The following is a 12,812-nucleotide window of genomic DNA, read 5'->3' as shown; positions in this document are numbered from 1 at the left end:
AAAGAGTAAATATTTAGAGAAGCTCTGTGAGAATGGCTTAGGCTGTTTTTACAGAGCTTTGTATCTTTTCTAAGATATGTTTAGAGATAGCGCCCTTTTTTGGGAAAATTCCCATAAGTTGATACTTTATCCCACTAGAGGAAAGGAAATGCCACTTTACTAGAAAGTGATGAAAACGGATACATCCAAATGGTATGCTTAGGTTGTTAAGAAAAGCTAAAGTTTTTTAGGAAAGGTAGTGAAGTTTTATGATGGAGAAAATCCAGCGCTTTGGGGGCGCGATGTTTACGCCAGTCTTGCTTTTCTCGTTTGCCGGGATCATGGTCTCGATCGCGATCGTAGCGACTAATCCGGTCTTGGTTGGTGATCTAGCTAAAGAAGGCACGATCTGGTATAACTTTTGGAAGATCGTTGAAAATGGTTCTTGGACCGTTTTTAACAACATGGAGCTCTTGTTTGTGATCGGTCTACCGATCGGGTTAGCTAAAACAGCTAATGCGCGGGCGGTAATGGAAGCCGTAGTCACATATTTGACCTTTAATTATTTCATCAGTACAATGTTGCAATTATTTGGCTCAAGTTTTGGTGTTAATTTCAAACAAGCAGCTGGTGGCGAAAGTGGATTAAAGCTGATCGCCGGGATCAAGACCTTAGATACTGGGATCATTGGTGCGATCTTTATCTCAGCGATCGTGGTCTACTTGCATAATCGCTATTTTGAAAAGAAATTACCTGATTTCTTAGGGATCTTCCAAGGATCATCTTATGTTGTTGTTTTAGGATTCTTTGCGATGTTGCCGATCGCCTTATTGACCTGCTATATCTGGCCTAAGATCCAATTTGGGATCAGCTCATTACAAGCGGTCTTAGCTACTTCAGGCGTGGTCGGAGTCTGGATCTACACCTTCTTAGAACGGATCTTGATCCCAACAGGTTTGCATCACTTTGTTTACACCCCATTTGTCTTTGGTCCAGCGGTCGTTGAAGGGGGGATCACGCAGTACTGGTTTGCTCACTTAAATGAATTCTCACGCTCGACCCAACCACTCAAGACACTGTTCCCAGAAGGTGGTTTTGCGCTTCATGGTAACTCTAAAGTCTTTGGAGCTCCAGGGATCGCATTAGCCTTTTACTTCACAGCTCGACCAGAGAACCGTAAAAAAGTGCTCTCCATGTTGATCCCTGTAACATTGACAGCTGTATTGTCCGGGATCACTGAGCCGTTAGAATTTACGTTCTTATTCCTATCTCCACCATTATTTGCAGTTCATGCTGTTTTAGCAGCAACTTTAGCAGCAACACTATACACATTTGGTGTCGTTGGTGATATGGGTGGGGGCTTGATCGATCTGTTGACAAGAAACTGGATCCCAGTATTTTCAAATCATGCCGGTACGGTGCTCATCCATATCGTGATCGGACTATGTTTCACATTTATCTGGTTTGTTGTCTTCAAATTCTTGATCGTAAAATTCAACATTATGACGCCAGGGCGCGATATCGACAAGGAAGCTGACATCAAGCTCTATTCCAAGCAAGATTATAAAGACAAAAAAGCGGGTAAAGGTGATGAAAATAAAGCTCCCGCCAATCGTTATCGTGAACAAGCAGCAATCTATTTGGAAGCAGTCGGTGGACGTGACAATATTGAAAAAGTCAATAACTGTGCGACGCGGTTACGTTTGACCGTTAAAGATCCAGCTTTGGTCGAAGATGATGCTACATTTAGAGCAGGAGGCGCACATGGTGTCGTGCGCAATGGTAATGCTTTGCAGGTTATCGTGGGCCTAGATGTGCCCCAAGTCAGAGAACAATTTGAAGAACTAATGAATATTGGTGATTAGAGGAGGAATTTAACATGGATAAGAAGTTTTCAGTTGTAATTGCTGGTGGTGGAAGTACCTTTACTCCAGGGATCGTATTGATGTTACTGGAGAATTTAGATAAGTTTCCGATCCGTCAGATCAAGTTTTACGATAACCTTGAAGCGCGTCAAAAGGTGATCGCAGATGCCTGTGAGATCATTTTAAAAGAAAAGGCACCAGAGATCGACTTTGTTGCAACAACTGATCCAAAGACGGCTTTTAGTGATGTAGATTTTGTCATGGCTCATATTCGTGTTGGATTATATGCGATGCGTGAAAAAGATGAAAAGATCCCACTTAAATATGGTGTTATCGGGCAAGAGACCTGTGGACCAGGGGGGATCGCTTACGGGATGCGTTCGATCGGAGGCGTCTTAGAGTTGATCGACTACATGGAACAATATTCACCAGATGCATGGATGTTGAACTATTCCAATCCAGCAGCGATCGTGGCTGAAGCGACACGTAAGTTACGGCCGAACTCTAAGATCATCAATATTTGTGACATGCCAGTCGGGATCGAAGAGCGGATGGCTCATGCGATCGGGCTCAAGTCACGTAAAGAGATGGAAGTACGCTACTACGGCTTAAATCACTTTGGCTGGTGGACCGATATCAGAGATCATGCTGGTAATGACTTGATGCCACAGATCAAAGCGCACGTGGCTAAATACGGCTATTCACTCAAAGAAGAGCTAGGGGAACATGAATCACAACATACTGATCCAAGTTGGATGCATACCTTTGCTAAAGCACGTGAAGTTTATGCGGTAGATCCAGATACTTTACCAAATACGTATCTCAAATACTATCTCTATTCACAAGATGAAGTTGAGCATGCCGATCCTGAGTATACTCGAGCAAATGAAGTTATGAACGGACGCGAAAAGCATGTTTTTGGTGAATGTAAAAAGATCGTCCAAGCAAAAACAGCCAAAGATACCAGTTTAGAAGTTGACGAGCATGCCAGCTATATCGTGGATCTAGCCCGGGCGATCGCATACAATACTCACGAACGTATGCTGTTGATCGTGGAAAATAACGGCGCTTTGAGCAACTTTGAGCCAACGGCAATGGTCGAAGTCCCATGTATCGTAGGGAAAAATGGACCTGAGCCATTAGTTCAAGGCCAGATCCCGCGTTTCCAAAAAGGTTTGATGGAACAACAAGTAGCTGTCGAAAAACTCGTCGTTGAAGCTTGGGAAGAACACTCCTATCAAAAACTATGGCAAGCGCTAACGCTTTCTAAGATCATTCCAAATGCAAGAGTTGCTAAGCAGATCCTAGATGACTTGATCGAAGCTAACCGAGATTTCTGGCCAGAACTCAGATAGTGTAATCGCTTTAGTTGATTGTGCGAAATATGCTATAATTTAGTATAATTAGACAAAGCAGGGGGATGCACATGACACTAGAAGAATTGATCACAAAACATCAAAAGGCCTTAGGAGATCTTGATAAGACCATCTTGCGTTATGTGTTGGATAATAAAAAGGAAGTTCAACAGTTGGGGATCACTGAACTAGCTACAGCAACTTATACTTCTAAATCAACGGTTTTACGTTTAGTTAGAAAATTAGGTTTTGCAGGTTTCTCGGAATTTAAATACTTTTTAAAGACGAGCACTAAAGAGGCTGAACCAGCTACAGAGATGTTTGCTGATCTACAGCTCTCAGATATCATTAAAACGATCAAGGGCATGGAACATGTTGAATGGGATGATCTGACGAAACAGCTCAAAGAGGCCCAAACGATCTATTGCTACGGCACAGGTTTTTCGCAACGGCGGATCTTAGATGAATTTGCTAAAAATCTGTTACAGCTGGGAAAACGGGCGATCACGATCCCAAATAAGACTGAGCTTGATATGGCGATGGAGATGATCACCCCGCAAGATGTAGTTTTATTGGCCTCGCTTAGTGGAGAGACGGAAAATATCAAAGGAAACATCTTCATGTGGACGCTAAAGAATGTCCCCCTTGTGAGTGTGACGCAAGCAGGCGAGAACACATTTGCGAGTCATTCGGATTTTTCGTTGCATTATTATGTGACGCCATTTTCCGTTATCAAAGAAAAAAAGGTCGAGTCATTAGTTACATTATCAGTCGTTGTTGATTATCTTTTTCGAAAGTTGACCGAAAAAATGAGTAAAGATAGGTGAGAAAAATGTTGAAACAAGTGCTGGCAAGACCAGCTGTATACAAGAAGATCTTATTAGGCTACTGGATCGGTTCAAGTGCGATCTTATTTGGATATCTATCTTTAGTCGCACTTGACCTTGGCAAAAGTTTGCCAGCGACTTTACAGACGATGCCTAGTTTAGCTTTAGTAACGATCATTGCAGGTCTCAACTTATTGTTAGCAGCGGGCTTATGGAAGATCAAAGCGACAGATAGGCCACTGTTTTTAAGTCTAGCTTTGGTACAACAACTCTTGAGTTTAAACTTTGTGGGAGCGTTATTGATCTATTTTTACCAACGTTTCAGTCAACAGAAGTTTCTCCAAAAGCCAACAACAGATCAAGGTGCGTTGCTACTTTCCTTTACGCTGGTCATATTGCTGACACTTTTTGTTCTCTTGATCAGGCTCAGATTGAAGTTTATAAACTAATACAGTGCAAAAATTGCGTTTAGTTGCGTAGAAATAGCGGTGTTCTATCTTTGAGATGAAGGTAGGACACCGCTATTTCCTAAGAGTTGTAATTCGGAATATGACTACAAACATAGTGCTATTTACTGAAAGTTAAGGGAGATTTATTTTAGCAGATAAAAAATCGATCCCCAAAAATTTGAGCATAAAAATTAGAAACTAGGAAAAGCTCATACAAAAAACGGGTTGAAGATCGACGTTTTAAACGTGATTTTCAGCCCGTTTTTTATATTAAAATGAGTATTGTTCGACTGGAGTTTCAAACCAGTCGTAACGTAAAAGTTGTTTGAGTTTTTTATTTACAGGGATCCAGATCCCACTCTTTAAGATGTCTTTCATTGTTTGGATGAAGAGCATATCATGGGCTGCGCTTTTAGGGCGTGCCACTTCGATAACTTCATCTTCTTCAGTTTTTAAAGTGATCTTGTTTGATTTTACGTCTACAACTTGTGCAGAGACAATATTAGTTTGTTTATCCATATAGATGTTCCTTTCTGGACGGGTATCTTAACTTGATACAGTCTCTATTATACGCTAGTTGTTTAAATTCGTTTATAAATATGCCTTAAATTTAGTTTAAGAATCATTTACTTGAACTTGAGTGATCAATTTTTTGACTAACTGTTGGGTCGCTTGTTTTTGTAACTCTTTGACCAATTTCTCGCGTTCTGAGCTAGACATCGTTGGGTTTTGTTGCAATTTCTGAGCTAATTCTTGTTGGATGACCTGGGAAATGTTTTGCTTGAGTTCGGTATCATGTTCTTTAAGTAATTTTTTTAGCTGTTTAGCTTGTTTAGTACTCAAAACAAACCAATTATCGGTCAATTTGAACTCATAAGTTTGATGTTTGAGACGATCATTATTGCCTAAGATACCAAAGAAAAGCTCAGAAAGGCCATTTTGGTAGACATAACGCTCTTTTGTCACGACTAACTGTGGAGTTTTGCCAGTTTGCGAGTATTTGGTAGTCGTATCAGTCGTTTTTGTTTGTCGCAATTTCTTCTCATCAGAAGAATTGTGATAGAGATAAACTCTTTCTGACTTAGTTCCAAGTGGTTGATACAATAAGACATCGAGTTGATCAGGAACCGAAGAAACGAGTTTTTGTTTTTGGGTGATCGTTTGAACTTTCATCCCAAAATTATAGGAATCATTCAAAACGATCGCACCAGTACAAAGCACCATGATCGCAAATGATAGTAAAGCATATAAAACGCGGTGTTTAAGGGTAGGCAGGACTGTAAAACAAAAGAAGCTGATCGTTGCTAAAACTAAAATAATGATACTCATCTACTTAGCCCCCTTTTTACTAGTGAGTGTGACTTTAGGTGCATTATTGCCCTTCTTTAAGAAGAAAGCAAAGCACAATGCGACGACTGCAAAGAGGATCGAGATAAAGAATGCAGCATGATAACCATTCAAAACAGCTCCTGTTGCAAGATCAGCATATTTGATCGGCGTTTGGACCAAAACATTGTGAGCAGGCATTGAGTTTTTGGTAACTGAACTCAAGACGGAGATCAAGATCGCGGTCCCGATCGAGCTTAAGACTTGGCGGAAAGTGTTGTTGACCGCTGTTCCGTGAGAGATCTTGTTGAAAGGCAAGACGTTCATCCCAGAAGTCGTGACCGGCATCATCGTCGCCGAGATCCCAAACATTCGGATCGCATAAAAGACGATGATCAACATGATCGAAGTCTCTTTAGTGATAAAAAGAAAGGGGATCGAGCCTAAAGTCAACATCGTCATCCCAGCAAGTGCCATAAATTTAGCTCCGTAACGGTCAAACAAACGTCCCGTGATCGGGGACATGATCCCCATGGCCAAGGCACCAGGAAGTAAGATCAAGCCGGAATGGAAGGCGGATTCCCCGCGAATGTTTTGAATGTAAAGTGGGATCACCATTTCAGAACCAACCAAAGCTAAGTTAGCCACCCCACTTAAGATCGCAGCTAAGCTAAATTCACCATATTTAAAGACCGTGATATCTAAGAAAGGTTCGTCCATTTTTAATTGGCGTAAACAAAAGAGAGCAACAAAGACTGCCCCGACAGCTAGATAGATGAGGACATAAAGATCGCCCCAGCCATCATTACCAGCTTTAGAAAAACCGTATAATAACGCCCCAAATCCGATCGTTGAGGTGATGATCGAAATAACGTCGATTTTTTGGTGGGTGTTAGGCACAACACTTTTCATAAAGAAGAAGGCCAAGATGATAACGGCGACCACGATCGGAATGATCATGCCAAATAATTCACGCCAAGTCCAGTTATCGACGATCCACCCGGAAAGTGTTGGCCCTAAAGCTGGTGCAAGCCCGATCACTAGTCCGACTGTCCCCATAGCAGCGCCTCGTTTTTCTGGTGGAAAGATCGAGAGCATGATCGTTTGAAGTAACGGCATTGAGACGCCGACCCCGATACCTTGGATCAATCGACCTAAAAGAAGGATCCCGAAATTTTGGGCGGTAAAAGAAACGACTGTCCCTAGTAAAAAGGTCAACATAGCCCAGAGATACATCGTTTTTGAGCTGAAACGATTGATCAACCAAGCTGAGATCGGGATCATTACCCCATTGACCATCATAAAACCAGTCGTTAACCATTGAACAGTCGCTGTTGTGATCGAAAAATCTTTCATGATCGCAGGAAAAGCAGTGTTCATCAAGGTACTATTCAAAAAAGTACAAAAAGAACCGACCATTAAAACTAAGACCAATAGATTCCGATTATAACTATTGCCATTGATGTCGGTCGGACGCGTAGCATTATTCAAGCAAGTTCACTCCTTTAGTATTTTAGATATTATTTTTAATTTATGTGCGTTGCCTACTATAAACCTTATTTACCAAGTTTGTCAAGATAGTTGACAAATCGCCCAAACAATATAAAATCTAAAGTGAGAAACTATTTGCGAGGGGGAAGAACCTTGAAAGAAGCGAAGCATAAGATGCATAAACCCCACTTTATCCATGATATTCGGATCGGGATCGGTGACATGTGCAAGATCACCGGGGTCACAGGACGGCAATTGCGCTATTGGGAAGAGCGTGGTTATATCAAGTCGCTAGCCGATGAGAAGAATTCCGCGCGTAAGTATAGCTGGGAAATGCTGTATAAAGTTGGTTCGATCAAAGCTTTTATCGATGAGGGCTATACCTTAGCTAAAGCTGTTGAAAAATCTGAATTGCGCGAAAAAGAAATGGCGATCATCCGTAAATTTATGGCTGCCAATATGCATGGAGTGGAGATCACAGATGAAGAGCTACTCTACGGGCAAATTGACTTAGGAAAATGTGAAGGTAAAAAGATCTACGGTGTTGTTGATGAAAATGGCAGTCATTTGGAATTTGGTGAAGAGTAATGTTTATCCATCATATTGCGATCATTTGTAGCGATCGTGCACAAGCAGTTGATTTTTATGTCGATAAATTGGGGTTTGAGATCATATCTGAACATGTCCGCCCCCAAAAAGGCGATATTTTGTTGAATGTAGCTAAAGATGGGCTAGTCTTGGAGTTGTTCATCAAGCCCAATGCCCCAAAACGTGTCAGTGGTGCTACGGGTGAGGCACGGGGTTTACGGCATTTGGCCTTTAAATGTGACGATGTTGCAGCCAAAAGAGAGCAATTGTTGGCGTTAGGTATCAAATGTGAGCCGTTGCGACGTGATGACTTTGATGGTAAGTTGATGACCTTTTTCTTTGATCCCGACGGCTTGCCCCTTGAATTACATGAATAGAAGGAGACATAATGGTAGAAAAATTAAAGCAATATCCAGTCACAGCGCTTACTGTAGTAGCAATGGTGCTGATAGCTTTGTTGTTAGGTGAGCTGGCTTGGTTTAGGAAATTAGCGGTGGTCTTATTGACTTGGTGGGTCGGAGTTGGCTTTGAAAGGCCCGTCAATGAGATGATCGCCCAAGAAAAATTAGGGAAGCTCGTAGGCAAAGGCTTTGTTTTAGTAGCGACAGCCGTTTTTGCAGCTGTAGTGACCTATGTTCAAATAAGATTTTAAGAGTGTGAGACAATGCGGTCAGCGCCGTATGAATAACGCGGGGAGCCCCATAATGCGTATTTTGCATTGTGGGGCTCCCCGCGTTATTCACTAGGCGTTGCATTGTTGAACACGTTTCCACTATATAACTCAGATGCGTATTTTTGCATCATGGGGGATCTTCTGTTATCTGCTAGGAGTTGTGCTGTCGAACACGTTTCAGCTATATAGCTTGGATGCGTATTTTGCCCGCTTGAGCTAACTTTCAGACCGTTTGCCTATCAGCCCCGACCATTTAGGCGTCTTTAGCGAAAATCGGCCTAAGATTTGCTAGAATTTAGTTAAAGAAAGGGGGATGCCAAAATGAAAAGTAAAGTTGAGATCGATCCGAAATTACCTGAAGAATGGGCCGAATTTCATGTGCATGAATTGACACCTAAGTTACAACAAGTCATCCAACTACTTGAACACGATGAACAAATTTGGGGCTATGTCGATCAGATTGTTAAGCCGTTAGCTTTAGCTCAGATAATCTCTTTAAATAGCCAAGCTGGTAAGATCTATGCTATGACCGAGCACGGTAGCTATCAGGTAAAGAAGAAATTATATGAAGTGGCTGAACTTTTATCTCCGGATTTTGTCAAGATCAGTCGTAGTGAATTTATTAACTTGAATTATTTAGATCATTTGGAATTGTCCGTTCAAGGAACGATCGCTTTAAAACTAAAAAACGGTACTACGACCTTTGTGGCTAGACGTTGTGTCAAAAATCTCAAAGAAAGGCTAGGGATCTAAAATGAAAATATTTAAAAAAATGATCAATGCTAGTTGCTCGGGGATCGCGATCGGAGTGATCCTGTCTGTCATTTTTTCTAGTATTTTTGGGCAAGGAGATTATATGCCCTCAACACCAACGTTTATGGAGTTATTTACGACTCCAGTTAGAGCGATGTTAAGCTCGATCATTTTATGGGCTTTAATGGGAAATGTTTTTTATTTTTCTGAATTGATATTTACACAAGAACGGTGGAGCTTGCTCAAGATGTCATTACTCCATTATCTAGTGACATTGATCTGTTTTTTCCCATTAGCTTATCTGGCGGGCTGGTTTCCGCATAATATTTTGTGGATCGCTGGCTTTTTACTGATATATACGGGGATCTATCTTATTATCTATCTTGGAAATTATCTTTCTACGTGGTTAGAAATAAGAAAGATCAATCGAAAAATCAAATAATAGCCTAGTCCTAAGTGGTTTTATGACCGACTTAGGACTTTTTTAGATCAAATTTGATTTATTTTACAATATTAGTTGACTCTGTATATTATACGTCATATAATATTGGTGAAGTTAAGATATAACAGAGAAAATAGAAAGGTGGGAAAAACTGCATGGAAATCAAAGTAACAGCTGATCTATTAGATGGCTTGGTCTTAGCCTTGCTAGAAAGCCAAGATTACTATGGATATGCGCTGACACAAGATATGCAGCAAGCGATCTCGATCTCAGAATCAACGATGTATCCGGTCTTACGTCGCTTACAAAAGGCAGAATATGTGACCACATACGATGCACCTTATCAAGGTCGCAATCGGCGCTATTACAAGATCACTGAGAGCGGGGAAGACCATTTACAACGGATCAAAAAAATGTGGAATGATTATAAGGAAAGTTTAGATGCTGTCTTTATCGCAGCAGATAAGCGCAAGCAAAATGTATACGATGAGGAGGGGCAACATGAATAGGGAAAAATATCTGGCTGAATTAGAAGAATACTTACAACCTTTAACGCCAGAAGAACGTGCTGATGCCATCATGTTTTATTCAGAATTTATTGAGGATGCAGGTTTAGAGAACAGAAGTCAGATCGAGCAACGTTTGGGCACCCCCAAGCAGTTGAGTCGCAAAGTTTTAGCTGATCATTCGATCAAAATGACTGATGAAGAAGTTAAGTATCAACGAACAGCTACTCCAAAATCAAACGTCAAGATGATCTGGCTGATCTTGTTAGCCTTGTTAGCCTCACCATTCTTATTGGGCGCTAGTGGAGTCATGATCTTTGTTTTGATCGGGATCTTGGCTTTAGTTGCAGGTCTGATCTTTGGGGCCGTTGTTGCTTTATGTGCATTGGTAGTGGTCATGGGGCTTTTGTTTTATGTCGGGATCGGGCTCTTATTTACCAATTGGGCAGTCGGGCTGTTTTATTTGGGATTAGGAGCTTTAGCCCTGGGAGCGTTGCTAGTCGTATTACCGATAGCTTACTGGTTGGTTCGCTTGGTGTTGCAAGGGATCGCTAACTTCTCCAAATACCTTTATGATAAGTTGAGTAAGAAACGCAAAGCAAAAGGAGGCAGTGACCATGAAGAAGATATTTAAAGCTGGTTGGGTGATCTTAGCCCTTGGAGCAGTCCTTGCGATCGTGGGCGCTGCTTTTAACGGCGTCAAAGCAGTTGAATTCAATGGTTTTAAAGTCCAAACAGTCAAAAAAGATACGGCGATCACGAAGACTTATGCTAAAAAAGAATTTGAGCGTATCGAATTTGTCAACGGCTCAGGCTATTTTGTCCCAATGGAACTAGAGATCAGACAAGGCCAAGATTACAGTGTATCTTATAGTGGAAGTTCACGCTTTGAACCAAAGATCGACTATCAAAATGGAACTTTGAAGGTCGCTCGTGGCCAAGAAATGCATGGCTTTAGCTTTGATTTTAACGATTATCGCTCAAAGATCGACAGTAAATTGATCATCACAGTTCCAGAAAATGTTAAATTAAGTTTTGTAAAAGTAAATGGTAACTACGATAACATCAAGTTAGAGAAGCTAAATATCGCTACTTTAGAGCTTGAAGCAGATAGCAGTGAAAAGCTCAGCCTAAATGAAGTAACGACTGAACGGACAGATATCGATATGAATACCGATGAAGTTACGATCACAAATTCTAAGCTAAACAATGGTGAATTATCCCTTGACAGGGTAGCTGATCTCGTTGTCTCTGGTGGCGAATTGACCAATATCAACGTCAAAGTAGATAGTGAGGGCCGGGTCTACTACAAAGATGGTCTAGTCTTAAACGGTGGTGGCACACAATTGGCTGATGAAGTATATGGTTATGCGAGCGATGATGATAACGACGCAGATAATGACAGCGACTATGTTGATAATTCAGAGCCAAGTGCTGATCTTGATGCTGATACGATCACGATCAAAGGCAAGTATGAGATCAAAAATAATGATGGTGCAACGCGGATAATGAATGCAACAGTGCAAGGTTACCGTTTGACTAATAAACATGGGAAAAACAATTTACACGATCAACAACAAACTAATGGTGGGACATTAGAGGAAAATGCTGATCAAGCAGATGTTTTGACTTTGAGCAGTCAAACTGGTGAAAATACAGTAAAGTAAACTAAAATAATTGAAAGGGTGGAATTGCAATGGCAAAAACAAAAAAAGAATTAACTAAATCAAATGATAAAGTAGTTTCAGGTGTCTTTGGTGGGGTTGCTGAATATTTCGGGTGGGATAAAGCGATCACCCGGATCATCGGGGCGATCTTGATCATTTTCCCGGGAAATGTTATTTTAGGTCTTTTGATCTATTTCATTGCTGCTTTGGTCATGCCAGATCAAAGCAAAAATACAAGTGCTACACGGCGCTCTGGCGATGATGATAGTGTGATCGAAGGCGAATTTAAAGAAAAATAAAAATAAGTAACAAAGCTTCGCTGGTCGGCTAGATCGGCGAAGTTTTTTTCTATTTTTGATTTTTTATTCAAAAAAATAGGTATAGTATTTTAGATGATTACTCGGTATCATAAAAAATAAAAAAATGACCGAGGTAATGAAAATGACATTTTATACCTTACAATATCTTCAAAATCAACGTGAAGTAAATCAATTGGTGATCTACAGCTTAGGTGCGCTCGGCTTATTGATCTTACTCTTTGCGGTTTTGATGTATTCACGTAATCGTTTTGATACTAAATATCGTGATATAAGTATTATTATGTTGCTGATGATGTTTTTTCTATTTGGCTTGAGTTACAGTAATTATGAACAACACCGTACCCAAACATTATCGACTTCGCAAGTTCAACCATTTTTACGTTCAGTTGCGCGCGATGAAGGTGTTAGTACAAAAGATGTGGCAGTCAATAGTCGCAGCCTTGTAGATGGGATCATCGTGAAAATCAAAGATAAGTACTATCGGGTCGAATTAAGTGTCGATCGTAATAGTTATAAGTTGGCCCGGACACATTTGATCAATAAAGATATTACGATCCAATAGGGGGATTTT

At 40.8% G+C, this 12,812-nt stretch carries 17 protein-coding genes; 14 read left to right on the top strand and 3 right to left on the bottom strand.

From position 1 onward, the window contains the following. The first annotated feature begins 248 nt into the window (after positions 1 to 248). The 4 genes from LMU01S_RS03995 (at position 249) to LMU01S_RS03980 (ending at position 4,475) form a co-directional block, all read left to right on the top strand. Positions 249 to 1,844, top strand: coding sequence for an alpha-glucoside-specific PTS transporter subunit IIBC (locus tag LMU01S_RS03995; RefSeq protein WP_056958334.1), 1,596 nt, complete (start codon positions 249 to 251; stop codon positions 1,842 to 1,844). Positions 1,845 to 1,858: 14 nt separating this feature from the next. Next, entirely contained in the window at positions 1,859 to 3,199 is a 1,341-nt protein-coding gene (locus LMU01S_RS03990) for a 6-phospho-alpha-glucosidase (protein WP_056958332.1), read from the top strand. 71 nt (positions 3,200 to 3,270) lie between these two features. After that, entirely contained in the window at positions 3,271 to 4,026 is a 756-nt protein-coding gene (locus LMU01S_RS03985) for a MurR/RpiR family transcriptional regulator (protein ID WP_056958330.1), read from the top strand. A gap of 5 nt (positions 4,027 to 4,031) precedes the next feature. Then, positions 4,032 to 4,475 carry a hypothetical protein gene (locus LMU01S_RS03980; protein ID WP_056958328.1) on the top strand — a complete coding sequence of 148 codons (444 nt, stop codon included), beginning with the start codon at positions 4,032 to 4,034 and terminating at the stop codon, positions 4,473 to 4,475. Between the two features lie 270 nt (positions 4,476 to 4,745). On the opposite strand, the gene LMU01S_RS03975 is transcribed toward LMU01S_RS03980, so the two are convergent. From LMU01S_RS03975 to LMU01S_RS03965, 3 genes are all read right to left on the bottom strand, one after another. Beyond that, positions 4,746 to 4,994 (bottom strand): hypothetical protein, encoded by a 249-nt coding sequence (locus tag LMU01S_RS03975; RefSeq protein WP_004049845.1) that lies wholly within the window; start codon positions 4,992 to 4,994, stop codon positions 4,746 to 4,748. 96 nt (positions 4,995 to 5,090) lie between these two features. Beyond that, positions 5,091 to 5,804 carry a DUF4811 domain-containing protein gene (locus LMU01S_RS03970; protein WP_056958326.1) on the bottom strand — a complete coding sequence of 238 codons (714 nt, stop codon included), beginning with the start codon at positions 5,802 to 5,804 and terminating at the stop codon, positions 5,091 to 5,093. Further along, positions 5,805 to 7,292, bottom strand: a complete 1,488-nt coding sequence (locus tag LMU01S_RS03965) for an MDR family MFS transporter (RefSeq protein ID WP_056958323.1) — start codon at positions 7,290 to 7,292, stop codon at positions 5,805 to 5,807. Between the two features lie 153 nt (positions 7,293 to 7,445). Between LMU01S_RS03965 and LMU01S_RS03960 the strand changes: the two genes are divergently transcribed. From LMU01S_RS03960 to LMU01S_RS03915, 10 genes are all read left to right on the top strand, one after another. Continuing rightward, positions 7,446 to 7,880 (top strand): MerR family transcriptional regulator, encoded by a 435-nt coding sequence (locus LMU01S_RS03960; RefSeq protein WP_056958321.1) that lies wholly within the window; start codon positions 7,446 to 7,448, stop codon positions 7,878 to 7,880. Next, positions 7,880 to 8,257: an SMU1112c/YaeR family gloxylase I-like metalloprotein gene (gene gloA2, locus LMU01S_RS03955; protein ID WP_056958317.1), complete on the top strand. Its 378-nt coding sequence runs from the start codon at positions 7,880 to 7,882 to the stop codon at positions 8,255 to 8,257. The genes LMU01S_RS03960 and gloA2 overlap by 1 nt, the downstream gene beginning before the upstream one ends. 11 nt (positions 8,258 to 8,268) lie before the next feature. Then, the gene (locus LMU01S_RS03950; RefSeq protein WP_056958316.1) at positions 8,269 to 8,532 is read left to right on the top strand and encodes a hypothetical protein; all 264 of its coding nucleotides are present in this window, start codon (positions 8,269 to 8,271) and stop codon (positions 8,530 to 8,532) included. Between the two features lie 342 nt (positions 8,533 to 8,874). Next, entirely contained in the window at positions 8,875 to 9,306 is a 432-nt protein-coding gene (locus LMU01S_RS03945; RefSeq protein WP_056958314.1) for a LytTR family DNA-binding domain-containing protein, read from the top strand. Between the two features lies 1 nt (position 9,307). Further along, a complete protein-coding gene (locus LMU01S_RS03940) occupies positions 9,308 to 9,748 on the top strand; it encodes a DUF3021 domain-containing protein (RefSeq protein ID WP_056958312.1) in 441 nt (146 codons plus the stop codon). Positions 9,749 to 9,903: 155 nt separating this feature from the next. Then, a complete protein-coding gene (locus LMU01S_RS03935) occupies positions 9,904 to 10,257 on the top strand; it encodes a PadR family transcriptional regulator (protein ID WP_056958310.1) in 354 nt (117 codons plus the stop codon). Next, positions 10,250 to 10,888: a DUF1700 domain-containing protein gene (locus tag LMU01S_RS03930; protein ID WP_056958308.1), complete on the top strand. Its 639-nt coding sequence runs from the start codon at positions 10,250 to 10,252 to the stop codon at positions 10,886 to 10,888. Before LMU01S_RS03935 ends, LMU01S_RS03930 begins: the two co-directional genes overlap by 8 nt. Next, a complete protein-coding gene (locus LMU01S_RS03925; protein WP_056958307.1) occupies positions 10,872 to 11,921 on the top strand; it encodes a DUF4097 family beta strand repeat-containing protein in 1,050 nt (349 codons plus the stop codon). Before LMU01S_RS03930 ends, LMU01S_RS03925 begins: the two co-directional genes overlap by 17 nt. A 29-nt stretch (positions 11,922 to 11,950) precedes the next feature. Next, positions 11,951 to 12,220 (top strand): PspC domain-containing protein, encoded by a 270-nt coding sequence (locus tag LMU01S_RS03920; protein ID WP_056958305.1) that lies wholly within the window; start codon positions 11,951 to 11,953, stop codon positions 12,218 to 12,220. A gap of 142 nt (positions 12,221 to 12,362) precedes the next feature. Continuing rightward, complete coding sequence (locus LMU01S_RS03915) at positions 12,363 to 12,803, top strand: DUF3290 domain-containing protein (protein ID WP_056958303.1); 441 nt, start codon at positions 12,363 to 12,365, stop codon at positions 12,801 to 12,803. Positions 12,804 to 12,812: the final 9 nt, after the last annotated feature.

It is taken from the genome of Ligilactobacillus murinus DSM 20452 = NBRC 14221, from assembly GCF_001591685.1.
Classification (GTDB): Bacteria; Bacillota; Bacilli; order Lactobacillales; family Lactobacillaceae; genus Ligilactobacillus; species Ligilactobacillus murinus.
This window is presented reverse-complemented; position numbering and strand designations above follow the sequence as displayed.